The organism is Streptomyces manipurensis (assembly GCF_049570255.1).
GTDB lineage: Bacteria > Actinomycetota > Actinomycetes > Streptomycetales > Streptomycetaceae > Streptomyces > Streptomyces manipurensis.
In genome coordinates, this window is sequence record NZ_CP186950.1 from 6,965,717 (window position 1) to 6,988,955 (window position 23,239).

Consider the following 23,239-nt stretch of genomic DNA (forward strand, 5'->3'; position numbering starts at 1 on the left):
ATTCTATTCATGCGGAGGGATGATTCATGATCGTCTTCGGGTTTCCGGCCTGCTTATGATTCCCGCGCCATGACAGAAACCCGTCCTTCCCCCGCCTTACCCGATTCCGCCGACGTGGTCGTGCTCGGCGCCGGACCCGCAGGCCTGGTGCTCGGCAACCTCCTGCTCGCCGCCGGGATCGACTGCGTCGTCGTCGAACGCACCACCCCCGCACAGGTCCGGACCCGCGCCCGGGCCGGCTTCCTCGCCCCGAACACCGTGCGGATCCTGGACCGCCACGGTCTCGCCGACGGGCTGCACCGCCACGGGAGCACGCACGGCACCTGCGAGTTCCGCACCGGCCAGGGCAGCTTCCGGCTCGACTACGGCGCCCTCGGCCACGGCGAGCCGCACACCGTCTACCCGCAACAGGACCTCGTGTCCGACCTGCTGGAGGCCTATCTCGGGGCCGGCGGGAGGATGCGTTTCAGCACCGAGGCCCTGTCCGTCCACGACGCCGACGGCCCGCGGCCGTACGTCCTCACCAGGGGAGCGGACGACGACCGCCCCACCCGGTGGAACGCCCGGTACGTCGCCGGCTGCGACGGCCGGCACGGAGCCGCGCGCCGCTCGCTGCCCCCCGGCACCACGCTCCACCACCACGACCACGGAGTGAGCTGGCTCGGCCTCCTCGCCGAGGCCCCGCCCAGCCTGGACGCCGTCGGCTACGCCGTCCACGACCGCGGTTTCGCCGGGCACATGGCCCGCAGCCCGCGCATCACGCGCTACTACCTCCAGTGCCGGCGCGGTGCCCCCGCCGACGCCTGGACCGACGAACAGATCTGGGACGAACTGGACCTGCGGATGCGCGCCGCGGAACACGGCCCGCTGCGCAGGGGCGCGATCGTCGAGCGCGGCGTCGTCGACCTGGCGTGCGACGTGGTCGAACCGCTGCGCCACGGCTCCCTCCTGCTCGCCGGTGACGCCGCCGGGCTGACCGCCCCGGCCGCCGCGAAGGGGGCCAACCTCGCGGTCCTGGCGGCGGAGGCGCTGGCGGAGGCGCTGACCGACGCACTCGCCCACGGCGACGACGCGGCACTCGACCGCTACTCGGTGCGCGTGCTGGCCCACATCTGGCGCGCCCGGGAGTTCACCCACTGGATGACCGGACTGCTGCACGACCTCCCGGGCCCGGACCGGCCGGGCGGACCGTCCTTCCACGCCTCCCTGAGGCGTGCCCGCCTCGACTCGCTGCGCACCTCCCGCGCCCACCAGGTCTGGTTCGCCGAGAACTACGTCGGCGTCTGACCCACCGTCCGCTCCGGCCACCCGCCCGGACCGGTCCGGCGCGGTCCGGTCCGGCCAACGGCCCGGTCCCGACCGCGGCCCCGTCCGGCCCGCCCGCCCCGCCTGCCTGCAGCCCCCCACCTGCTCCGCCCGGCCCCGCCGGGCGCTGCCCCCACGCCCCGCTCCACACCCCCCAACGTGCCCCGGTCTCCGACCCGGCACCGGCCTGAGGACACCTCCGTGACGACCACGACCCTCCCCGACTGTTCCCGCGTCCCCGCCGCGGCCCGCCCCCTCGCCACCGGGTCCACCGGCGAAACGATGCTGCACGACGACGCGGCCCGGCTGCGCGCCGCGGCGGCCTTCGTTCGCGAACACCGCAGCGCGGCCACGCTGCTCCCCCTGCTGCTCCCCGGCCTGCACGGCACCGAGCTGGACTCCCTCGCCGCGCACTGCCGCTTCGCCCACGCGGGCCTGCTCCTCTTCCCGTCGGACGCCCGGCAGTTGCGCGACACCTTCGACGACTGCGGACTGGCCGCCGACACCCCGTCCCACCCCAGCGTCGTCGTACGGCAACGGCTCGCCCGCCGCCACGGCCGCGACGCGGCCGCACTGGACGTCCGGATCCTGCGCCCCCACGTCCCCGGCCCGGCGGGCGAAGCGCGCACGGTGGAGGTGTTCGCCCTCACCGTCCCCGACGGCTCGGACCTCGTACCGCTCGCCGCGTACGAGCGCGCCCGCGACCACGAGGCCCATCTGGCCTTCACCCTGGAGCGCCCCGACGCGCTGGTGCTGCGCGGACTGTGCGCGCTCCTCGCCCGGTACGGCGCGCGCCCCGACGGCGGCGGGTACAACGCGCACGAGGACGGCACCGTCCTCTACTTCACCACCCCCGCCGGCGCCGCGTGCGGCTACCGGAGGCTGGAGCTCTACGCGCCGGGCGAGCACCGCGACGTCCTGGACACCCACCTCGCCGGAAGTCCCGCGGCGCACGGGCATGCCGAAACGCTCCTCCACCTCCTGACAGGGGCGTGGACCACACAGGCCCTCGCCGGGTTCGCCCGCCTGCGCCTGCCCGAAGCCATGGAAGCGGACCCCAACGGCACCAGTGGCACCATCGGCACCACCAGTACCGTCGAACTCGCCCGCCGCACCGGCACCCACCCCGAGAGCCTCGGCACCCTCCTGCGCTACCTCGCGATGCTCGGCGTCGTCACGCCGGACGGCGAACAGCGGGCCGACGCACGGCCCGAGGGCTTCCGGCTCACCCCGGTCGGGCGCCTGCTGCGGGCCGACGCGCCCGGCTCGATGCGCCCCCTGGCCCTGATGTACGCGGGCCCCTTCTACCGCTCCTTCGCCGCACTCGACCACACCGTGCGGACCGGCGAGCCCGCCTTCGACCACCTCTTCGGGGAGAACCACTTCGACCACTTCGCCGCCGATCCCGCCCTGGCCGACCTCTTCGACCGGTCCATGGCGGCCAGTACGCGCATGTTCGAGCCGCTCCCCGGACATCCCGTGATCACCGCCGCGGCCCGTTCCACCCGCCCCGCCACGGTCGTCGACGTGGCCGGCGGCAACGGGGAGCTCCTCGGACGCGTCCTCGCCGCCCACCCGACCCTGCGCGGCACGCTCCTGGAACGCCCCCACGCCGTCGACGCCGCCCGCCGCTCGCTCGACGCCATGGGCTGCGCCGCCCGGTGCGAGTTCCGCAGCGGGGACTTCGCCGACGTACCCGCGGGCGGCGACGTCTACGTCCTCTCCCGCGTCCTGCACGACTGGGACGACGACCGGTGCCGCGAGATCCTGCGCCACTGCGCCCGCGCGATGCCCGCCCACGCCGACCTGCTGATCGTCGAACGGCTCCTGCCCGCCGACGGGTCGCCGTCGCTGGCCACGGCCTGGGACCTCCACATGAAGTGCAACGTCGGCGGCCGGGAACGCACCGCCGGACACTACGCCGCCCTCCTCGCCGACGCCGGACTGGAGCTGCTGGACCGTACGCCACTGCCCCTGGACGCCCACGTCCTGCACGCCCGCAAGGACCCCACGGGCTGACCCGGACACCGGCGGCCGTCGGCAGGTGCCGCCACCCGGGCCCGGTGGTGAACCGGGCCCGGGTGGCGGCTCAGGTGGGGACGGGGGCGGGCGGGGCGAGGACGGCGTACGGGTTCGGGGCGCCGGACTGCTCCGGCGCGGCGAGCCTCGGGTCCGCGGGACGGGGCACGTACACCGGTGAGTCCGCCTGGTAGAAGAGGTCGATGTCGGCCTCCTCGCCGCCGACGATCAGGGTGTCCCAGGCGCCGCTCTCCAGGAGCGTGCGCACGGTGGCCGGGGCGATCTGCGAGAGGTGGGCGCGCAGTTCGTCGTCCGTGGGCAGGCCGGGCATCCGGGGCGCGAGCCGCTCGCGGATCGCGGCCGTACGGGCCACCAGCGCGTCGACGTCGGACCCGCCGGATCCGCCGGACACCTCGGCGCCGTGCGGGGCGTGCGCGCTGTCGGCGATCACGTCCCTGATCGCACGGGTCACGCCCCCGTCGTCGGTCGTGACCATGGCGTTCCAGGCCCGGCTCTTGTGCCGGTACTGCAGCATGGACATCGCGGCCTCGTGACGGATGAAGTCGGCGTCGCGCAGCGGTCTGCCCCGCCAGGCCCGGCTCAGCGAGCGGGCGAGGGAAGTGGCGGAGGCGAGGCCGCTGTTGAGGCCCCGGCCCGGCCAGAAGTGGATGGCGTTGGCCGCGTCGCCGAGCAGGAAGCCGTACGTGCCGGGGCTCGTCGCCGTCGGGCGGCTCAACTGGGCGGTGAACCGCGGGCGCTGCACCATGTCCAGGCGGAAGGAGGTGATCGCCGACAGGTCCTCCTCGGCCACGCCGAAGAGCTTCAGACCCTGCCGGATCTCCTTCCACAGGGGCGAGCTGCGCAGCAGTGCGGGCAGGAAGAGCGTCCCGTGCGTGGGGCAGCGGAACTCGTTGTCCTCCTCCTCGCGGCTCATCAGGCAGGGCCGCGCCGCGATGCACTCCTCGAAGACGTGGCGGACCGGGTCGATGCCGATCACCTGGCGGGCCTCCTCGCGGGTGAGCCGCATGTTCAGGAAGCCCTCGCCGCGCAGGGAGTTCAGCAGGAAGCGGTTCTGCGAGACGGTCAGCAGCACGCTCATCGGGTCCGGCAGCGCCGAGGTGACGCGCAGCCCGAGGACGACGTCCTGCAGGTGCTCGCCGTCGAGGGAGTAGATCGAGGCGTCGGCCGCGCCGAAGCGGTCGGCGAAGTGCTCGCGGGTGCGGGAGCGGCCGCCCTCGCAGACGGCCAGGACGTGCTCCTGGGCGAGCCGGTGGCGTTGTTCCACCGGGTCGAAGCGCTTCGGCACCAGCCGGATCGACGCCTTGGTGTTGGCGAGTTCCAGCAGCCGGTCCTCGATGTAGGCGATCCGGATGTTGCGGGGCGGGTTGCCCTCGACCGAGTCGGGACCCACCGGCCACATCTCCGAGTACTCGGACGGCCGGTCGAACAGTGCCTCCCGGACCTCCTGAGACAGCGCGAGGTACTGCCGGCTCTGCACCGTCACCACCTGCAGGCGGCGGACGTTGCCCTCCTCGGCGCCCTTCCAGACGACCGTGGTGCCCCGACGGGTCCACCGGCCGTCGTAGAGGGTGATCGCCACCCGGCCCGGCAGCATCTCGTCGAGGGCGAGCGCGAAGGCGAGCCCCACCGGCCCCCCGCCGGTGATCGTGACCCGCAGCACCCCCGGGTCTGCGGTGGCCGGGGCCAGGCGCGGGAGGTCCAGCTGCGAGAGGTTGACGACGACCGTCTCCGCGGAGTCCTGCGCCTCGTAGAGGAAGGTTTCCTCGCCGATCCGCACCAGGTCGTTCGGGCGCAGCACGTGGCGGGCCACGCGCTGGTCGTTGACGTACGTGCCGTTCCTGCTGTCGCGGTCGTAGAGGACGAACCCGGCGTCCTCCGCGACGATCTCGGCGTGCAGCCGGGACGCGCTGGGGCTCACGATGACGACCCCGTTGTCGCTCTTGCGCCCGAACGTGAGGGGGGCATCGCCCAGCACCACGCTCTGCCCCGTGAAGGGACCCGTGCGACCTACGATGACCGATGGCACAGCACACTCCTTGTGAAGATTCCAACCACCCCGTATACGGCGTGATCCCGTGCGGCCGGTCCGGCCAGGTGTCACCCGTACGGCACTGACACGTCGGTGCGACCGGTTCGGTTCATCTCTGCTCAGTTCTTTTCCGAACACGCCCTTCTGTTGATCGCGGTCGAACCGGTGTGCCGGACCGGACGTGTGGTCCGTGGCGGATGCCCGGAGCGCGGACCGCAGAGCGCCATGGAACGGAACGGAGAGTCGCCCTGATGTACGACGAGGAGAGCACGCCGCAGGAACCGGCCGGTGGTGGTCTGGTCGCGGGCCGCTACCGCCTGCTGTCCCGGCTCGGTGAGGGCGGGATGGGCACCGTGTGGCGCGCCCGCGACGAGATGCTGCAACGGGACGTCGCGGTCAAGGAGGTGCGCGGCCCGGCCGGCCTGGAGCCCGCCGACATGGACCGGCTGTACACCCGGCTGCAGCGGGAGGCCTGGGCGGCGGCGCGGATAGCCGACCGGAACGTGGTCACGGTCCACGACGTGGTCATGGAGTCCGGCCGCCCCTGGATCGTGATGGAGCTGATCCGCGGGCGGTCGCTGGCCGATCTGCTGAGGAGCGCGGGACCGCTCACCCCGCAGCACGCCGCGTACGTCGGGGGCGAGGTGCTGGCCGGTCTGCGCGCCGCGCACGCGGCCGGGGTCGAGCACCGGGACGTGAAGCCGGCGAACGTGCTGATCGCCGACGACGGACGCGTCGTGCTCACCGACTTCGGCATCGCGGTGGTCGAGGGCACCACCGCCCTCACGATGGCGGGCGAGGTGGTCGGGTCCCCCGAGTACCTGCCCCCGGAGCGGGCGTTGGGCGGGACCTCCGGGCCGGAGTCCGACCTGTGGTCCCTGGGCGTGCTGCTGTACACGGCGGTCGAGGGCGCGTCGCCCTTCCGGCAGGGGACGGCGCTCGGCACGCTGCGGGCCGTCGTCGAGACGGAGCCGCCCCCGCCCGTGCGGGCCGGCCCCCTGGCGGCCGTCGTCGAGGGGCTCCTGCGCAAGGATCCGGCCGAGCGGACTCCGGCCGGGGAGGCCGCCGCCGCGCTGCGGTCGATCGGCGGGGGCGGCGGGGCCGGCGCGGCGTTCGCGCTTGTGGCGGCGGGCAGCGGACCGGCACGGGACCCCGGCCCCGAGCCCGAGACCGTGGACGCGCCGGCCCTCGGGGCGGCCGAAGCGGGTCGCCGCCCGGGAGGGGACACCTCCCGGACGGCCGCCATGGGCTCCGTACCGGCCGGGGAGGACCCGGCGGGCGCCCGCCGCGCCCCCGCTGCCCTCGCCGCCGCGCCCCTCGTGCCCCGGCGCAGGCGCCGGGCCGGGACGGTCGTCGTGGCCGGCGCCGCGGTACTGGCCGTGCTCCTGGGTGCCTCGGGCTACGCGCTGGCCCAGCGGGAGGAGGGCGCGGGCCGGGGCGCCGACCAGGTGCCCGCCGCCGCCAGTTCGCCGGGCGCGGTCCGTACGCCCGGCGCCGTCCGTACGCCCCAGGGGGCCGGGACGCCCGACGCTGCGGGGACGCCCGACGGGGACCGTACCCCCGACACGGCCGGGACGCCCGAGGCCGGCCGCACCCCCGAGGCCACCGGCCGGCCCGATGCGGGCCGTACCCCCGACGCCGCCTCCGTCCGCGTGGTGGTGTCGGGATCCGGTACGACGTACCGGGGGGCCTGCCCGCCCTCGGGCGACCGGGCCCCGACCTTCAGGGCGACGTTCACCTCCTCCGCGCCCGCCCGGATCTCCTACCGCTGGGTGTCCGACGACGGCTCGGTGGTCGACCCGCACTGGCGCGTCATGGACCTCGGGGGAGCGGGGGCCGCCGCCGGACAGGACACGGTGAGCCTGACGGCCCGGGCGAGGTCGGGCACCCTCACCGGCCGGATCGGAGTGGAGATCCGAGAACCCGTCAGCACCGCGTCCAACCAGGTCCCCTTCACGGTGACCTGCCTCTCCTGACCGCCCGCCGCCGCTCCGCCCCGGACGGGCGGAGCACGGACTCCTCCCGTCCGGCATCTACTTGCTAAGGTGGCAAGTAGATGCCGGGCCGGCATGTTCAGGCCCGCCCGGCCGTGACGGGAGGGGTGTGGCGTGCACGAACAGGCGGCAGCGGCAGCGTCGTTGAAGGACCTCGCGCGGATCGAGGGGACCGTGCGGGGGCACAGTGGCTGGTACGTGGCGTACCTGTGGCTGTTCGCGGCCTGGCAGCTCGCCCTCGTGCCCGCGGTACTGCTGTGGCACGGGCCGGTGGGGACGCTCGTCAGTACGGCGGCCAACGCGCTCGTGGTCGCGGGCCTGTCGGTCTTCGCCACCCGTCGGCCTGTCGTTCCGCGCGGCCACGGGAGCCTGCACCTCCGGGTGATCGGGGCGTGGGCGGTGGCCTACGTCCTGGCCCTCGTGCTCGGCTACGCGTTCTTCCGCGACGGCGTGGCCTTCGCGGCCGTGGCCGCCCTGGTGTGTGCGCTGCCGCCCGCGGCCGCCGCCCTGCGCGGGGGACGCACCCGATGACGGTGCCGGCGACGGCGCAGGGGGCGCCGGGCGCCCACCCCCGCCACGGGCTCGAACCCCTCCTCGGGTCGGCCGTGCGGCTGTCGGTCGTGGCGGCCCTCGTGGCCGTGGAGAAGGCCGAGTTCGCCTATGTGCGCGACCTCGTGGAGGTCACCGACTCCGCCCTGTCGAAGCAGGTCTCGCGGCTGGAGGAGGCGGGCTGGGTGGCGGTGGAGAAGGGGCAGGTCGGCCGCCGGCCGCGGACCTGGCTCCGGCTGAGCGCGGACGGGCGGGCCGCCTACCGGCGGCACGTCGCCGCACTCACCGCGATCGCGGGCCCCCTGCACGGGTAGCGCCGGGGCGCACCCGCCCCCGGCGGCCGCCCGAGGACCGCCCGGGGCCCAGTCCGGTCCCGTGGGCGGGCGTGCACGTGCCGGTCCCACCGCGGGGAAGGCGGGAGGACCGGCACGGCTCCGGCCGTGGGGCAGGCGGCGGAGGGCTACGCGCCGATGTCGCGCAGGCGGAGGTCCTCCAGGGTCTCGCGCCGCACCAGGAGACGGACGGCGCCGTCGTGGACGGCGACCACGGCCGGGCGGCCCACCATGTTGTAGCCCGAGGCCATGGACAGCTGGTACGCCCCGGCCACCGGTACGGCGATCAGGTCGCCGGGCCGCACGTCGCCGGGCAGCGACACACCGGCGGCGAGCACGTCGCCCGCCTCGCAGTGCCGTCCGACGACCGTGGCCGCGACCGGCGGCGCCGAGGAGGCCCGGCCGAGCAGCCGGGGCGCGTACCGGACCCCGTACAGGGCGGGCCGCGGGTTGTCGCTCATCCCGCCGTCGACGGCGACGAACACCGTGTCCCCGCCGCGCTTGACGGCGAGCACCCGGTAGACGGCGACCCCGGCCGGTCCGACGACGGCCCGGCCCGGCTCGACCAGCAGGCGCGGTACGGGCAGCCCCGCGGCGGCGCAGCTCTCGGCCAGACCGCTGCGCAGCCCGCGGGCGAGGGCGGCGACGTCGAGGGCCGGTTCACCGGGCCGGTAGGCGATGCCGTGGCCGCCGCCCAGGTCCAGTTCGGGCAGGACGACCCCACAGGTGTCGCGGACGCGCGCCATCAGCCCCACCATGCGACGCAGCGCCGTCGCATAGGGCTTGGCGGAGGTGATCTGCGAGCCGATGTGGCAGTGCAGCCCGGTCAGCTCCAGCCGGGGCTGCGCCAGGACCCGCACGATGGCGTGGTGGGCCGAGCCGTCGGCCACGGACAGGCCGAACTTCTGGCCCTCCGTCCCGGTGCGGATCTTGTCGTGCCCGCCTGCGGAGACGCCCGGCACCACCCGCACCATCACCTTCTGGCGTTCCTCCGGGCCGACGGCCGCCGCGATCCGGGCGATCTCCGACGGGCTGTCGATGACGATCCGCCCCACCCCGAGGCGCAGCGCGCTCTCGAGGTCACGGGGGGACTTCGCGTTGCCGTGCAGCACGATCCGTTCGGGCGGGAACCCGGCCGTGACGGCCAGCTCCAGTTCCCCGGCCGAGCAGACGTCCAGGCCCAGGCCCTCTTCCCGCACCCAGCGCACCATCGCCCGGGAGAGGAACGCCTTCGCCGCGTAGAGGACCCCGTCCCCGGGGAAGGCGTCCCGGTAGGCGCGGCAGCGCACCCGTACCTCGCCCTCGTCCAGGACGTAGAGCGGTGTGTCGAACCGCCGGGCCGCGTCCGCCAGGTCCACCCCGCCGACGGCCAGGCCGCCGTCCGGGAGCCGGGACGTGGAGGCGGGCCAGACGGACAGGTCGTCCGTGCCGGACTGCGGCGTGGAGACGATCGCCGTGGTCATCGCGCTCCCCCTCTCAGGCGCTCGGAGCCGGGCTGACGGGCCGTCCGGCGGGGGCCGGGGCGGGGCCCGCCGGAGGTGGGCAGAGCGTCGCCGGCCCGGCGACCGCGGCGGCGGTGAACGTCGGGTCGACGGTCAGCAGCCGCACCCCGAGGGGCTCGGCCAGGGCACGCAGCGCCGGCGCGGAGAGGCGGATCCACGGCTGTCCGGCGCCGAGGGTGGCGGTCAGGCGGGTGGCGTCGGTGAACCCGACGGCCGTCCGCGCGCCCAGCGGGGTGCGGAACATCCGCACCACCACCTCCGCCGTACCCGGCCGGACGGGGACGTGGAGCAGTCCGGCCGGGACGCGTTCCTCGGGCTCGGGGTCGTCGTCGTACTGGAACAGGCACATGGGGCCCTCCTGGAGGAGCCGTGGACGGATGTCGGTACGGGCCCCGGGCGCGGGGAGGCGGGCCGGGGCCGCATCCGGAAGCCTTGCCCATGCCGGCGTCCCACCGGCCCTGCCCTGACGGCTCCTTGACGAGGACCGGCGTGGTTCATACGCGCCGCTGACGGCGGGGTGGCCACGGCGCCCCCTCATCCGCTAGGCAAGCCTTACCTGATCGGGGGTTCTGGTGACGTCCGCTGCCGCCCTGCTCGCAGCCCAGGCGACCCCCGCCGAACAGGCCCGTTCTGTACTGGCCCGCGCGGTGTCGCTGACCGTCACCACCAACGGCCTCCGCCACGACCTCGTCGGCCTCCACTCGGTCGATGCGCGGGGACAGGTCCGGCTCCGGCTCCCTGCCGACGGCCTGCCCGCGGCCCAGGCGGCCTGCGCGCCGCGCGGAGCCCTGGCCTCGCTGGTGGAGTTCACCGACATCGCCCCGTCTCCGTACGCGACCGGGTGACCCTCTCTGGCTGGCTCACCCGCTCCGGGCGCGCCCCCGCGAACGGTGACGTCGACCGCCGCCTGGACACCGCCCGCGTCACCCTGGCGACGCGCGAGACGGCCCAGGCCGTCGGCCTCGACGAATTGGTCCTCGCCGCACCGGACCCGCTCGCCGTCGACGAGGGCTCGCTCCTGACCCACCTCGCCGACGCGCACCAGGACGCCGTCCTGCGCCTCGCCGGCCTCGCCGACCCCTGGCTGCTGCGCGGCGCCGTCCGCGTCCTGCCGCTCGCCCTGGACCGCCACGGCATCACCCTGCGCTGCGAGTACGCCCACAACCAGCGCGACCTGCGCCTGCCCTTCCCCCGGCCCGTGCACGAGGCGTCCCTGATCGCGCGGCAGCTCGAAATGCTCCTGACCACGGCCGCCGCGCACCCCGCGCCGTCGTGAACCGGCCCGTGCCGGCCTCCCGTACGGCGCCCCGCCGGATCCCGGCGGGCCCGCGGCCGCTCAGGTCCCGGCCGCGGCCGTCCGCTCGAAGGAACGGAGCAGGTCCGCCGCGACGCTCACCGCGATGGTGGCGGGCTCCTTCCCGCCGATCCCCTCGATCCCGATCGGGGTCTTGATCCGCTCGATCGCGGCGGCGTCGTGGCCGCCCTCGGCCGCCAGCCGCTGCCGGAACCGCGCCCACTTCGCGGACGAGCCGATCAGGCCGATCGAGCCGAGACCGGGGGTGCGCAGCGCCGCGTCGCACAGGGCCGCGTCCTCGGCGTGGTCGTGCGTCATGATCAGGACGTGGGCGCCCGGCGGCAGCTCCTCCAGCACCGCCTCCGGCAGCAGCGGGGTGTGGTGCACGTGGACCTGCGCCACCGGGTCCGCTAGCACGGCCAGGCGCTCCCCGGTGAGCATGTCGGGCCGGCTGTCCGTCAGGTGCAGGTCCAGGTTGTGCCGCGCCAGGATGCGCGCCAGCTCCAGCCCGACGTGCCCCACCCCGAAGACGGCCACCGCCTGCACCACCGGCAGCGGTTCGAGCAGCACGGTGACCGCGCCACCGCAGCACTGCACCCCGTGCGGGCCGGTGACCTTGTCGTTCAGGGCGAACTCCATCAGCTCCGGCTCCGGGTCGGCGGCGGTGTTCAGCTCGCGGGCCCGGTCGATGGCGACGGCCTCGATGTTGCCGCCGCCGATGGAACCCCAGGTCTCGGTCCGGCCCACCACGAGCTTGGCGCCGGCCTTGCGGGGCGCGTGACCGCGCACGGTCGCCACGGTCACGAGCACACCGGGTTCCCGGTGCGCCCGCAACCGCGCGACCGCGGCCACCCACGTCATGTCAGGCATTGCTCAGGGCGTGCCCGTCCGGGGTGGGCGCGCCGTCGCCGGCCGGCCCGCGGGCCGCACGGGCCGCCTCGACCGCCCAGAACACCGCCTCCGGGGTCGCCGGGGCACCGAGTTCCAGGCTGACGCCCGCGGGCCCGAACTCCGCGGCGGCCTGCCGCAGCGCCTCCCGCACCGAGAACGCCAGCATCAGCGGGGGCTCGCCGACGGCCTTGGACCCGAAGACCGCCCCCTCCTCGGTGGCGTTCTGCATCAGCGTGACGTTGAACTCCTCGGGCATCTCGGAGAAGCTCGGCAGCTTGTACGTGCTCGCCGCCTGGGTCAGCAGCCGGCCCCGGTGCGGCCCGTCGCCGCTGTCCCAGCGCATGTCCTCCAGCGTCAGCCAGCCCGCACCCTGCACGAAGCCGCCCTCGACCTGGCCGATGTCGATCAGCGGGGACAGGCTGTCGCCGACGTCGTGCACGATGTCCACCCGCCGGATGCGGTACTTGCCGGTGAAGCCGTCCACCTCCACCTCGCAGGCGGCGGCGCCGTAGGAGAAGTACTTGAACGGCGAGCCCCGGAAGGTCTTCGCGTCCCAGTGCAGCCCCTCGGTGCGGTAGAAACCGGCCGCCGACAGCTGGACCCGCTGGAAGTACGCCGTGCGCACCAGGTCGTCCCAGGCCAGCTCCTCGTCGCGGCCCAGGACGCGGGCGACACCCTCGACGATGCGCACGTCCGAGGCGTTCGCGCCCAGTTGGGAGGCGGCCACCTGGAGCAGCCGTCCGCGCAGCTGCTCGCAGGCGTTCTTCACGGCCGCGCCGTTCAGGTCGGCGCCGGAACTGGCCGCGGTTGCCGAGGTGTTGGGCACCTTGTCGGTCCGCGTCGGCGCCAGCCGCACCTTGTGCAGGGGGATCCCGAGGGTGGTCGCGGCCACCTGCAGCATCTTGGTGTGCAGGCCCTGGCCCATCTCCGTGCCGCCGTGCGTGATCAGGACGGATCCGTCCTTGTAGATCAGCACCAGCGCGCCGCCCTGGTTGAAGGCGGTCAGGTTGAAGGAGATGCCGAACTTGATGCCGGTCAGCGCCAGCGCCCGCTTGGTGTGCGGGTTCGCCGCGTTGAACGCCGCGATCTCCCGCCTGCGCCCCGCGACACCGGCGTCGTCCTTCACCTGCTGCCAGATGGCGGAGATCCGCTCCGCCTGGGTGACGGGCTGCCCGTACGGGGTGGTCTGGCCCTGGCCGGGCCGGTAGAAGTTGCGTTCCCGCAGCTCCATCGGGTCCAGCCCGAGCAGGGGCGCGCACCGGCCGAGGATGTCCTCCATGACGAGCATGCCCTGGGGGCCGCCGAAGCCGCGGAAGGCGGTGTTGGACACCTTGTTGGTCTTCGCGATGCGGCCCGCGACGCGTGCGTTCGGGATCCAGTAGGTGTTGTCGATGTGGCACAGGGCGCGCGCCACCACGGGCTCGGACAGGTCCAGGCTCCACCCGCCGTCCGCGGTCAGGGTGGCGTCCAGCGCCTGGATACGGCCCTCGGCGTCGAAGCCGATCCGCCACGAGGCGTGGAAGCCGTGGCGCTTGCCCGACATGGTCAGGTCCTGGGTGCGGTTGAGCCGTACCCGGACCGGGCGGCCGGTCAGCCGGGCGCCGAGCGCAGCGACGGCCGCGAAGCCGTGCGGCTGCATCTCCTTGCCGCCGAACCCGCCGCCCATCCGCAGGCACTGCACGGTCACCTCGTGGCTGTTGAGGCCGAGGACGTGCGCGACGATCTCCTGGGTCTCCGAGGGGTGCTGGGTGCTGCTCTGGACGAACAGCTGCCCGTTCTCGTCGACGAGGGCCAGCGCGGCGTGCGTCTCCAGGTAGAAGTGCTCCTGGTCGGAGAACTGGAACTCGCCCGTGAACACGTGCGCGGAGTCCTCGAAGCCGGCGCCGATGTCGCCGGTCTCCATCAGCGGCCGCGCCCCGTGGAAGCTCTCGGCCGCGATCGCCTCCTCCAGGGTGATCAGGGAGGGGAGCTCCTCCAGCTCGACCTCGACGGCCTCCGCGCCCAACCGGGCCGCCTCCAGGGTCTCGCCCAGCACCCACGCCACCGCGTGGCCGTGGAACATGACCTCGTCGGGGAAGAGCGGTTCGTCGTGCTTCATGCCGGCGTCGTTCACTCCCGGCACGTCGGCGACGGTCAGCACCCGCACGACACCGGGCACGGCCAGCGCGGGCTTGGTGTGCAGGGCCGTGATCCGGCCGCGGGCCTTCATCACCTGCACCGGGTGGGCGTGCAGCACGTCCTTGGTGCGGTGGACCAGGTCGTCGGTGTACAGCGCCGTGCCGGTGACGTGCAGGGTCGCGCTCTCGTGCGGCATGGACACGCCGACGACGGGCTTCTCGGGACGCTCGGACAGTTGGCTCATGACGACACCGCCTCGGTGGTCTGTGCGTACAGCTTCAGCAGGCTCTGGCCGAGCATCGCGGAGCGGTACTCGGCGCTGGCACGGTGGTCGTTCATCGGCGTGCCCTGGGCACGCAGCACCCGGGCGGCGGCCTCGACGGTCTCGGCCGTCCACGGCCTGCCCTCCAGGGCCGCCTCGGCGGCGAGGGCACGGATCGGGGTGGCCGCGACACCGCCCAGCCCGATCCGCGCCTTGCGGACCGTGCCGTCCCGGACGTCCAGGGCGAAGGCGACCGCCACGCTGGAGATGTCGTCGAAGCGCCGCTTGGCGATCTTGTGGAAGGCCGTGACCCGCGACAGCGGCAGCGGGACGCGCACCGAGCGGATCAGCTCGCCGGGCCGGCGCACGCTCTGCCGGTAACCGGTGAAGTAGTCGCAGAGGGGGACCTCGCGCTCGCCGTCCGCACCGGCGAGCACCAGCGACGCCTCCAGGGCGAGCAGCACCGGCGGGCTGTCGCCGATGGGCGACCCGGTCCCCAGGTTCCCGCCGAGGGTCGCGCTGTTGCGGATCAGCCGGGAGGCGAACTGCGGGAAGAGCTCGGCCAGCAGCGGGACGGCACCGTCGAGGCGGCGCTCGATCTCGGTGAGGGTCTGCGCCGCGCCGATCTCGATGTGGTCGGACCCGACCCGCAGCTCCCGCAGTTCGGGAAGCCGGTCGATGGCGATCACGCAGTTCTCGCGGCGGGAGCGGATGTTGACCTCCACGCCCCAGTCGGTGCTGCCGGAGACCAGCACCGCGCCGGGCCGCTCGCGCAACAGCTCCGTCGCCTCGGCCAGCGTGCCCGGCCGCAGGAACTCGGCGCCGTCCCGGGTGTACGCGGTCGCGACGGGTTCGGGCGGCGCCTGGTCGCGCCGCTGCGCCAGGACGTCGTCCTCGGCGGGCGCGCCGACGGCGAACGCGGCGTCACGGATCGGGCGGTAACCGGTACATCGGCACAGGTTCCCGCTGAGCGCGTGCAGGTCGAAGCCGTTCGGACCGTGCTCGGGGTCGGACGCGCCGTCGTGGGCGCCACCGGCACCGGCACCGGGCTGGTCGGCGGCGTGGGCGCAGCGTCCGGGCCGGTAGTACTCGGCGGCCATGCTGCACACGAACCCCGGTGTGCAGTACCCGCATTGGGAGCCGCCGCGGACGGCCATCTCCTGCTGCACGGGGTGCAGTGCGACCGGGGTGCCGCCCTCGTCGACGGTGGCCAGCCCCTCGGAGGTGACCACCTCCTGCCCGTCGAGCGCCGCGACCGGCACCAGGCAGGCGTTGACCGCCACCCAGTCGGTGGGCCGGTCCACCCCGGGACGGGCCACCAGGACCGAACAGGCCCCGCATTCACCCTCGGCGCAGCCCTCCTTCGTACCGGTGAGTCCGCGCTCGCGGAGGAAATCCAGCACCGTGGTGTGGGCGGGGGCCGGAGAAATCGGTGTCTCTTTCCCGTTGACCGTGATCCGTGCCGCTACCATGACACGTCCTCATTTCGGCGCGCGGTGGATGTGACTGTCCTAGTCGCCATTTCAGGAGCTTTCTCTTTCGGCGGTCGCGGCCGGCGGACCCGCAGCGCGACGCGTCGGCACGCGACGACGTGCCGTGAACGGTGACAGAGAGGAAAAGGTTCCGGGGCCTCGACGGGCACGCCGGAGAAAGGCTGTTCAGCAGCCGTGTGCTACACGACCCGGAGCCCAGGCGACCTGGTGCGCGAGGCGAATCGTTCCGGAGAGGGTCGACATCCGGTTTCGCCTCCTTCCAGCAGCTCACGAGTGGGTGCGCTTGAAGTTACGTTGCCGCGGGTTCATCGGTCAAGCAGATGTGGGTGGAATCCATGAAGGCCGGGGACCTGCGGTGACGATGGTTCGTATGCGAAACCAGTGGTCTCGTCGGACGTGGTGGTTTTCCACGAAGTCCGCCCGGGGCCGGACCGGCCCCGGGCGGTGTCCTGCCCCGGAGGGCTACTGCCAGTCGTCCCACGGCGGAGGGGGCATCTCCTCGGAGTCCAGGGGCGGTTCCTCGTCCTCCGGCGCGGCGGAACCGGCCCGGGGCGCGGGGGAACCGGCCTGCGGCGCGGGGGCGGAGGCCGTCCCGCCGCACTCCGCCAGGGTGTCCAGGACCCCCTGGGCGTACTTGGCGAGCTTGGCCTCGCCGATGCCGCCGATCCCGCCGAGCTCCTCCGCCGTGGCGGGCAGGCGTACGGCGATCTCCCGCAGCGTCGCGTCGTGGAAGACGACGTACGCCGGGACGCCCTGCTCCTTGGCCGTCTCCGCCCGCCAGGCGCGCAGGGCCAGGAACACCGGCTCGGCCGCGGCCGGCAGATCGACCGGCACCCGGGCGCCCTTCCCCGAGCGGGCACCGGACTCCTTGCGGCCGGACGCGGCGGGCGCCTTCTCCTTGCGCATCGCCACGGTGCGGCGGCCGCCCAGCACCTCGCCGCTCTCGTCCGTCAGCACGAGCGTGCCGTAGTCGCCCTCCACCGCGAGCAGCCGCTGCGCCAGCAGCTGCCGTACGACTCCGCGCCACTCCGCGGTCCCCAGGTCCGCGCCCACCCCGAACACCGAGAGCGCGTCGTGGTCGAACTGGATGACCTTGGCGGTCTTCTTGCCCTGGAGGATGTCGATGATCTGGCCCGCGCCGAACTTCTGCCGCCGCTCCTTCGCCAGGCGCCACACGGTGGACAGCAGCTTCTGCGCGGCCACCGTCCCGTCCCAGGACTCGGCGGGCGTCAGACAGGTGTCGCAGTTGCCGCACGGCGCCCCCGACTGGCCGAAGTACTCCAGCAGCCGCACCCGGCGGCAGTCGACCGTCTCGCACAGCGCGAGCATGGCGTCCAGGTGCATGCCCAGGGAGCGCCGGTGCGCCTCGTCGCCCTCGGAACCGTCGATCAGCTTGCGCTGCTGGACCACGTCCTGCAGGCCGTAGGCCAGCCAGGCCGTCGCCGGCTCGCCGTCGCGGCCCGCGCGGCCGGTCTCCTGGTAGTAGCCCTCGACGGACTTCGGCAGGTCGAGGTGGGCCACGAAGCGCACGTCCGGCTTGTCGATGCCCATGCCGAAGGCGATGGTGGCCACCACCACGACGCCGTCCTCGCGCAGGAAGCGCGCCTGGTTCTCCGCCCGGGCCCGGGCGTCCATGCCGGCGTGGTAGGGCACGGCGTCGACGCCGTGCTCGGCCAGGAAGGCGGCGGTCTTCTCCACGGAGGCCCGCGAGAGGCAGTACACGACCCCGGCGTCCCCCGCGTGCTCGGTCCGGATCAGCTCCAGGACCTGCTTGAGCGGGTTGTTCTTCGGGGCGATGCGGTACTGGATGTTCGGCCGGTCGAAGCTGGCGACGAAGTGCCGGGCCTCCTCCAGGCCGAGCCTCTTCACGATCTCGGCGTGCGTGGCCCGGGTGGCCGTCGCCGTCAGCGCGATCCGCGGGACCTTGGGCCAGCGGTCGTGCAGCATCGACAGGGCCAGGTAGTCGGGCCGGAAGTCGTGGCCCCACTGGGCGACGCAGTGCGCCTCGTCGATTGCGAACAGCGACACCCGGCCCCGGTCGAGCAGCCGCTGGGTGCCCTCGGTGCGCAGCCGCTCCGGGGCCAGGTAGAGCAGGTCCAGCTCATCGGCGAGGAACGCCTGCTCGACGGCCTGCCGCTCGTACGTATCCTGGGTGGAATTGAGGAATCCGGCCCGGACCCCGAGCGCGGTCAGCGCGTTGACCTGGTCCTGCATCAGGGCGATGAGCGGGGAGATCACGACGCCGGTGCCCTCCCGGACGAGCGCCGGGATCTGGTAGCAGAGCGACTTGCCGCCACCGGTCGGCATCAGCACGAGGGCGTCGCCGCCGCCGACGACCTGCTCGATGATCTCCTGCTGTTCGCCGCGGAAGGAGTCGTATCCGAACACACGGTGCAGTACCTGCAGAGCGTCGGAGGTCTCGGGGGAAGTGTCCGGAAGGGCCATCCACGAAGCCTATCGGCACCCGCGGACACACCCGCCCCGGTCGCCCGGACCTGTGGACGACCGCACTCCCGGGTTGGGGGAAGCGGGCGAAGGTTCCGGTCGGTCGCGGCGTGTCGGGCCCGCGGCGGGCCCGTCTCCCGGCACCGCCCCCATACTCGGTGATCGTTGCGTCCGTGTGGTGCGAGGGGCTGGAGGGGCGTGGTGGACAGGGACGTGCCGGTGCTGCCGGAGGTGGTCGACAGCCCCGCCCTGCGGGCCGAGCCGACCGGGGCGCTGGAGCGGTGGCTGCTGCGCCACCGGGTGCAGCCGGTGGGGCCCGCCGCCGACGAGGGGCACTCCGTCCCGCACGCCTGGTGGAAGGTGATGTGCCTGACCGGCGTCGACTACTTCTCCAGCCTCGCGTACGTGCCCGCGATCGCCGCGCTCGCCGCCGGGGCCGTCGCCCCGCTCGCCACCCTGCTGATCGTGGTGCTGACCCTGGCGGGGATGCTCCCGATGTACCGCCGGGTGGCCGAGGAGAGCCCGCACGGCGCCGGGTCGGTGGCCATGCTGGAGAAGCTGCTCCCCTTCTGGTGGGGCAAGCTGTTCGTGCTCGTCCTGCTGGGCTTCGTCGCGACCTCCTGGATCATCACGATCACCCTGTCCACCGCGGACGCCTCCGTCCACGTGGTGGAGAACCCCTTCTTCCCGGCCGCGCTGCACGGGCACGAGGTCGCCCTGACCGTCGCGCTGCTGCTGGTCCTGGGCGGGGTCTTCCTGCTCGGGTTCAGCGAGGCGGTCAGTGTCGCGATCCCGCTGGTCGCGGTGTTCCTCGCGCTGAACGCGGTCGTCATCGGCGTCGGCCTGGTGCACGTGTTCACCACCCCGGACGCCCTGCCGGCGTGGACGACGGCGCTCTCCGGCGACACCGGCGGCCTCGGCCACCTCGTCGGGCCCGCGCTGCTGGCCTTCCCGCTGCTGGTGCTCGGACTGTCGGGTTTCGAGACGGGCGTCAGCATGATGCCGCTGGTCGCGGCCGAGGGGGCCGACGAGGAGCGGCGGCTGCGCGCGCGGATCCGCAACACCAGGCTGCTGCTGACCACCGCCGCGCTCATCATGAGCGTGTACCTGCTGACCGCGAGTTTCGTGACGACCGTGCTGGTGCCCCCGCAGGAGTTCCAGCCCGGCGGCGCCGCCAACGGACGCGCGCTGGCGTGGCTGGCGCACGAGCACGTGGGGGAGGGCTTCGGTACGGTCTACGACATCAGCACCATCCTGATCCTGTGGTTCGCCGGCGCCTCGGCGATGGCCGGCCTGGTCAACATCGTGCCGCGGTACCTGCCCGGGTACGGCATGGCCCCCGAGTGGGGGCGGGCCGTCCGCCCGGTGGTGCTCGTGTACACCGCCCTGTGCGTGGTCATCACGATCCTGTTCGACGCGGACGTCGACGACCAGGCCGGGGCCTACGCCACGGGCATCCTCGCGATGATGGTCTCCGGTGCCTTCGCCGTCACCCTGTCGGTGGCCCGCAAGCGGCGCCGCGGGCCCGCCCTCGGGTTCGGCCTGCTCACCGCGGTACTGCTCTACGCACTGGTCGAGAACATCATCGACAAGCCCGACGGCATCGCCATCTCGCTGGCGTTCATCGCCGGGATCGTCCTGGTGTCGCTGGTCTCCCGGGTCTCGCGCACCACCGAACTGCGCGCCGACCGGATCGTCTTCGACGGGGCCGCGCGCCGGTTCGTCACCGACAGCCTCGCCCACGACCGGGCCCTGAACCTCATCGCCAACCGGCGGCAGACGGGCGACAGCGCCGAGTACGAGGCCAAGGAGCACGAGCAGCGCAGCACCAACCCGGTCCCGGGCCGCGCCGACGTGCTGTTCCTGGAGATCGACGTGGTGGACCCGTCCGACTTCAGCGACACCCTCACCGTCCGCGGCGTGGAGGTCGGGGGCCACCGCGTCCTGCGCGCCGAGGCCCCGGCCGCGCCCAACGCCATCGCGGCCGTCCTCCTGGCCCTGCGCGACGCCACCGGGGTCCGCCCGCACTGCCACTTCGCGTGGGCGGAGGGCAGCCCGCTGGTCCACATGGTCCGGTACTTCCTGCTCGGCCGCGGGGACACCGCCCCCGTCACCCGCGAGATCATCCGCAGCCACGAACCGGACCCCGACCGGCGCCCCGGCATCCACGTCGGAGGCTGACCCGGACGACCTCAGCCCTTGCGGGACAGTCCCGCGGAACCCAGGGCGGCGCCGGCCAGCGCGGCCAGGGCGACGGCGACCAGACGGTCCTCCTCCGCGGGCACGGGCCGGTCGGGGAACGGGTCGAGCAGGAAGCGCCCGCGGGAGCGCCCCGCGCCGACGACGGGGAGCTCGGTCTCGCCGTCGGGCCAGGTGACGTACTCCACGAGACGCCCTCCGTCGTCCAGCCAGAGGCCGCCGTCGTGCTGCATGCGGGGGCGGGGCCCGGCCCCGCTGCCGGCCTCGAAGCGGCAGCCGCGCAGGCCGAGCAGGCCGATCAGCTCGACGCGTACGTGCTCCACCAGCGCCTCGGGCGAGGGGGAGTCCTCGGCGAAACGGGCCGCGGCCCGCAGCGTGGCCAGGTGCGCCGAGCCGGAGGCGGCCACGTCCCGCATCCGCCGGGCCCGTACGGCCAGCTGCGAGACGATCAGGCCGACCGCCAGCAGCAGGACGGAGGTCCCCGTGTCGCCTCCGTCGGCGATGGTGAAGCGCTGGTAGGGCTCGATGAGGAAGAAGTCGTACCAGGCGGCCGCGGACAGCGCGGCCAGGGCGCCGGCGGCCCGGGTGCCCGAGGCGGCGACGGCCACCACCACCACGACCATCACCAGGGCGGCGTTGGCGGCCGTCAGCGACGTACGGAAGGGCACGAGCGCGAGCGCGACGAGGAAGGGCGCGACGAGCGCCGCCACCAGCGCGGCACCGTCGTGCAGGCGGTAGCCGGACATGTGGGACCTCCTGCTTCCACTGTGCCGCGCCCCCCGCAGGTCCGCACACGCGTGCGCCCGTCCCCCGGCCGGATCAGCGTTCCGCCAGCCGGCGTTCGATGATCGACTTGAAGTCCTCGTAGCCGCGCGGGGAGACCCTGCTCCCGTCGACGAAGAACGTCGGCGTGCCCTGCACCTTCAGACCCGCCCCGTCGCGCTGGTCGAGGGCGATGCGGTCGGCGGTCCGGGGGTCCGCGACGTCGGCGTCGTAGCGGGCCAGGTCGAGCCCGAGCTCCTGCGCGTAGCCGCGGAAGACGGCGTCCTTCGGCTCCCGCGACTCACCCCACTCGGCCTGGGTGGTGAACAGCTTGTCGTGCATCTCGCCGAAGCGGCCCTGCTGCGCGGCCGCCTCGGCGGCCCGGGCCGCCGCCTGGCCGTTGCGGTGGCCCGGCAGCGGGAAGTAGCGGGCGACGAAGGTGACGCGGTCGCCGTACTCCTTCTTCAGCCGGTCCATCACCGGGTGGAAGGCGCCGCAGGACTCGCACTCGAAGTCGAGGAACTCGACCACGGTCAGCCTGCTCTGGGCCGGGTCGGTGAGGCGGTGGCTGTTCTCCCGCACCGCGCGCGCGTCGGCGGCCGGCGAGGGGAGGGCGGCCGGCGTGGTGTCGCCTCCGGCGGGCCGGAGGAGGAGGAAGGATCCCAGGCCGGCGGCGAACGCGGCCAGCAGGACGAGGAGGACGTAGAGCTGCTTCTTCACGGCACGTGTGCTTTCTACGGAGCGCCGGCGCAGGGCCGCGGCGGCGCGCGGGCGCGCGGCGGCGGGACGGTGGCCGGGGCGGAGGACGGAAGGGGAAGGGGACGGGGCCCGTACGGGCGCCGGCTACTGACCGGAGGGGCTGCCGGCGCGCCGGTGCCGGCGCACGGTGACGACCATCGCGGCCACCAGGGCGAGGAGACCGACGGCGAATCCGGCCGCGATGGCCTTGAGGCTGTTCGCCGCCCTCCGGCCGTTCGTCACGGCGGTCCGCGACAGGGACGCGGAGGGCGCCGGTGCCGGAGCGGCGGACGGGACGGACGGTGCGGGGGAGACGGCCGGGACCGCGGCCACCGTGCGGTGGACCGGAGCCGCGGCCGGGGCGGCCGCGGCCGGGGACGGCAGCAGCAGTCCGGCCGCCGCCACGGGTACGAGGAGACGCCGCGCCGCGCAGACGGCGGCGCGCGGGACGATGACGCGCATGTCGGAAGGTTCTCCGGTGGTTCCGGGCCGGACGCGCGGCCGGGAAGGAGGACGGGGGACGCCCCGGGGCGCCCGCGCGTGAGCCGCGCCCGCGCCCCGGGCGATCAGCTCGCGAGGCGGAGGCCGGTCACGGCCGGGGGCCGGGACGGGTACCGGGTGAGGGGCGCCGGGACCGGAGGCGCGCGGCCGGGCCGCGGGGGCACCAGGGCCGACGGGGGGAGCGGGCTCGCCCCGGTCGCGGGTACGGCCTCGGGCCCGTGCCCGCCCGCGGTCGCCGCCGTCAGCAGCGGCAGCAGCGCGCCGAGGAGGCGCCGGGCGTGCTCCGCGAGCGGCCGGCCGTGCCAGAGCAGGGACTGCGGTGCGCCGACCAGCCGGGCGGCGAGCAGCAGGGTGACCGCGTGCCCGCCCAGCAGCACCGGCGAGTGCCCCTGGGGGGCGGCGCCGGTGAACGCCGTGCACGCACCCGGCAGCACGTAGCAGAGGTGGTAGACGGTCTGCGCCGCGAGGAAGGCGGCCAGCGCCTGGGTGTCGGTCAGCCGCCGCCGGGCCAGGGCCCGGCAGACGGGCAGCGCCACGACGGCCAGGGCGACCAGGGCCACCGTGCCCGGGGTGTGCTCCCGCAGCAGCGCGCGCCCACCCAGGGGGAGCAGCACGCACAGGGCCGCGAGCACCGCCGCCCGCAGCGCGGGCAGCGCACCGGTCCGCGGCTCGGGGCCGGGGAGGATGCGCAGGGCGTGCACGGCGTCGCTTTCGGGCAGGCGGGGTGCGGGCGCGGGCCCGCTGGGTCCGTCGCAGCGTACCGGCCGGCCTCCCGGCCCCCGACA

The 23,239-nt window shown here is 74.5% G+C and carries 19 protein-coding genes; 8 read left to right on the forward strand and 11 right to left on the reverse strand.

Going from position 1 to position 23,239, the window contains the following annotated elements:
* Positions 1-69 precede the first annotated feature (69 nt).
* Complete coding sequence (locus tag ACPU2J_RS31675) at positions 70-1,287, forward strand: 4-hydroxybenzoate 3-monooxygenase (RefSeq protein WP_420078555.1); 1,218 nt, start codon at positions 70-72, stop codon at positions 1,285-1,287.
* A gap of 219 nt (positions 1,288-1,506) precedes the next feature.
* Positions 1,507-3,324 carry a methyltransferase gene (locus ACPU2J_RS31680; RefSeq protein WP_423834594.1) on the forward strand — a complete coding sequence of 606 codons (1,818 nt, stop codon included), beginning with the start codon at positions 1,507-1,509 and terminating at the stop codon, positions 3,322-3,324.
* Between the two features lie 70 nt (positions 3,325-3,394).
* Here ACPU2J_RS31680 and ACPU2J_RS31685 read toward each other — a convergent pair whose 3' ends face one another.
* A complete protein-coding gene (locus tag ACPU2J_RS31685; protein ID WP_423834595.1) occupies positions 3,395-5,323 on the reverse strand; it encodes an FHA domain-containing protein in 1,929 nt (642 codons plus the stop codon).
* A 302-nt stretch (positions 5,324-5,625) separates the two neighbouring features.
* Here ACPU2J_RS31685 and ACPU2J_RS31690 point away from each other — a divergent pair, with 302 nt between their 5' ends.
* The 3 genes from ACPU2J_RS31690 (at position 5,626) to ACPU2J_RS31700 (ending at position 8,231) form a co-directional block, all read left to right on the forward strand.
* Positions 5,626-7,350: a protein kinase domain-containing protein gene (locus tag ACPU2J_RS31690; RefSeq protein WP_423834596.1), complete on the forward strand. Its 1,725-nt coding sequence runs from the start codon at positions 5,626-5,628 to the stop codon at positions 7,348-7,350.
* Positions 7,351-7,482: 132 nt separating this feature from the next.
* Positions 7,483-7,899 carry a hypothetical protein gene (locus ACPU2J_RS31695; RefSeq protein WP_365489222.1) on the forward strand — a complete coding sequence of 139 codons (417 nt, stop codon included), beginning with the start codon at positions 7,483-7,485 and terminating at the stop codon, positions 7,897-7,899.
* Positions 7,896-8,231: a winged helix-turn-helix domain-containing protein gene (locus ACPU2J_RS31700; protein WP_361604390.1), complete on the forward strand. Its 336-nt coding sequence runs from the start codon at positions 7,896-7,898 to the stop codon at positions 8,229-8,231. The genes ACPU2J_RS31695 and ACPU2J_RS31700 overlap by 4 nt, the downstream gene beginning before the upstream one ends.
* Positions 8,232-8,377: 146 nt before the next feature.
* On the opposite strand, the gene lysA is transcribed toward ACPU2J_RS31700, so the two are convergent.
* Together lysA and ACPU2J_RS31710 are read right to left on the reverse strand one after the other, a co-directional pair.
* Positions 8,378-9,712, reverse strand: a complete 1,335-nt coding sequence (gene lysA / locus ACPU2J_RS31705) for a diaminopimelate decarboxylase (protein WP_423834597.1) — start codon at positions 9,710-9,712, stop codon at positions 8,378-8,380.
* 13 nt (positions 9,713-9,725) lie between these two features.
* Complete coding sequence (locus ACPU2J_RS31710; protein WP_420078550.1) at positions 9,726-10,100, reverse strand: SAV_915 family protein; 375 nt, start codon at positions 10,098-10,100, stop codon at positions 9,726-9,728.
* 223 nt (positions 10,101-10,323) lie between these two features.
* Between ACPU2J_RS31710 and ACPU2J_RS31715 the strand changes: the two genes are divergently transcribed.
* Entirely contained in the window at positions 10,324-10,596 is a 273-nt protein-coding gene (locus tag ACPU2J_RS31715) for a hypothetical protein (RefSeq protein WP_423834598.1), read from the forward strand.
* Entirely contained in the window at positions 10,593-11,027 is a 435-nt protein-coding gene (locus tag ACPU2J_RS31720) for a DUF2470 domain-containing protein (RefSeq protein ID WP_423834599.1), read from the forward strand. Before ACPU2J_RS31715 ends, ACPU2J_RS31720 begins: the two co-directional genes overlap by 4 nt.
* Before the next feature lie 60 nt (positions 11,028-11,087).
* Here ACPU2J_RS31720 and xdhC read toward each other — a convergent pair whose 3' ends face one another.
* The 4 genes from xdhC to recQ form a co-directional block, all read right to left on the reverse strand.
* The gene (gene xdhC / locus ACPU2J_RS31725; protein ID WP_420082287.1) at positions 11,088-11,906 is read right to left on the reverse strand and encodes a xanthine dehydrogenase accessory protein XdhC; all 819 of its coding nucleotides are present in this window, start codon (positions 11,904-11,906) and stop codon (positions 11,088-11,090) included.
* A gap of 1 nt (position 11,907) precedes the next feature.
* On the reverse strand, positions 11,908-14,298 hold the full coding sequence (gene xdhB, locus ACPU2J_RS31730; RefSeq protein WP_420078547.1) for a xanthine dehydrogenase molybdopterin binding subunit: 2,391 nt from the start codon (positions 14,296-14,298) through the stop codon (positions 11,908-11,910).
* Positions 14,295-15,788, reverse strand: a complete 1,494-nt coding sequence (locus tag ACPU2J_RS31735; RefSeq protein WP_423834600.1) for a xanthine dehydrogenase small subunit — start codon at positions 15,786-15,788, stop codon at positions 14,295-14,297. The genes xdhB and ACPU2J_RS31735 overlap by 4 nt, the downstream gene beginning before the upstream one ends.
* Positions 15,789-16,271: 483 nt before the next feature.
* The gene (gene recQ, locus ACPU2J_RS31740; RefSeq protein WP_423834601.1) at positions 16,272-18,254 is read right to left on the reverse strand and encodes a DNA helicase RecQ; all 1,983 of its coding nucleotides are present in this window, start codon (positions 18,252-18,254) and stop codon (positions 16,272-16,274) included.
* Between the two features lie 231 nt (positions 18,255-18,485).
* Here recQ and ACPU2J_RS31745 point away from each other — a divergent pair, with 231 nt between their 5' ends.
* Complete coding sequence (locus tag ACPU2J_RS31745) at positions 18,486-20,435, forward strand: amino acid transporter (RefSeq protein WP_420082286.1); 1,950 nt, start codon at positions 18,486-18,488, stop codon at positions 20,433-20,435.
* 11 nt (positions 20,436-20,446) lie between these two features.
* On the opposite strand, the gene ACPU2J_RS31750 is transcribed toward ACPU2J_RS31745, so the two are convergent.
* The 4 genes from ACPU2J_RS31750 to ACPU2J_RS31765 all read right to left on the reverse strand — a co-directional run bounded on the left by ACPU2J_RS31750 (position 20,447) and on the right by ACPU2J_RS31765 (position 23,155).
* A complete protein-coding gene (locus tag ACPU2J_RS31750; protein WP_423834602.1) occupies positions 20,447-21,199 on the reverse strand; it encodes a DUF4118 domain-containing protein in 753 nt (250 codons plus the stop codon).
* A 73-nt stretch (positions 21,200-21,272) separates the two neighbouring features.
* Positions 21,273-21,935 (reverse strand): DsbA family protein, encoded by a 663-nt coding sequence (locus tag ACPU2J_RS31755; protein WP_365489193.1) that lies wholly within the window; start codon positions 21,933-21,935, stop codon positions 21,273-21,275.
* A gap of 123 nt (positions 21,936-22,058) precedes the next feature.
* Positions 22,059-22,415, reverse strand: coding sequence for a hypothetical protein (locus tag ACPU2J_RS31760; protein WP_423834603.1), 357 nt, complete (start codon positions 22,413-22,415; stop codon positions 22,059-22,061).
* Positions 22,416-22,519: 104 nt separating this feature from the next.
* Positions 22,520-23,155 (reverse strand): hypothetical protein, encoded by a 636-nt coding sequence (locus ACPU2J_RS31765; protein ID WP_420078542.1) that lies wholly within the window; start codon positions 23,153-23,155, stop codon positions 22,520-22,522.
* Positions 23,156-23,239 lie beyond the last annotated feature (84 nt).

Excerpts from the sequence above, each read along its gene's own strand:
- ACPU2J_RS31710 (WP_420078550.1), bottom strand. The coding sequence starts at position 10,100 with ATGTGCCTGTTCCAGTACGACGACGACCCCGAGCCCGAGGAACGCGTC.
- ACPU2J_RS31690 (WP_423834596.1), top strand. The coding sequence starts at position 5,626 with ATGTACGACGAGGAGAGCACGCCGCAGGAACCGGCCGGTGGTGGTCTG.
- recQ (WP_423834601.1), bottom strand. The coding sequence starts at position 18,254 with ATGGCCCTTCCGGACACTTCCCCCGAGACCTCCGACGCTCTGCAGGTA.
- ACPU2J_RS31735 (WP_423834600.1), bottom strand. The coding sequence starts at position 15,788 with ATGGTAGCGGCACGGATCACGGTCAACGGGAAAGAGACACCGATTTCT.
- ACPU2J_RS31750 (WP_423834602.1), bottom strand. The coding sequence starts at position 21,199 with ATGTCCGGCTACCGCCTGCACGACGGTGCCGCGCTGGTGGCGGCGCTC.
- ACPU2J_RS31675 (WP_420078555.1), top strand. The coding sequence starts at position 70 with ATGACAGAAACCCGTCCTTCCCCCGCCTTACCCGATTCCGCCGACGTG.
- ACPU2J_RS31700 (WP_361604390.1), top strand. The coding sequence starts at position 7,896 with ATGACGGTGCCGGCGACGGCGCAGGGGGCGCCGGGCGCCCACCCCCGC.
- xdhB (WP_420078547.1), bottom strand. The coding sequence starts at position 14,298 with ATGAGCCAACTGTCCGAGCGTCCCGAGAAGCCCGTCGTCGGCGTGTCC.
- xdhC (WP_420082287.1), bottom strand. The coding sequence starts at position 11,906 with ATGACGTGGGTGGCCGCGGTCGCGCGGTTGCGGGCGCACCGGGAACCC.
- ACPU2J_RS31760 (WP_423834603.1), bottom strand. The coding sequence starts at position 22,415 with ATGCGCGTCATCGTCCCGCGCGCCGCCGTCTGCGCGGCGCGGCGTCTC.
- lysA (WP_423834597.1), bottom strand. The coding sequence starts at position 9,712 with ATGACCACGGCGATCGTCTCCACGCCGCAGTCCGGCACGGACGACCTG.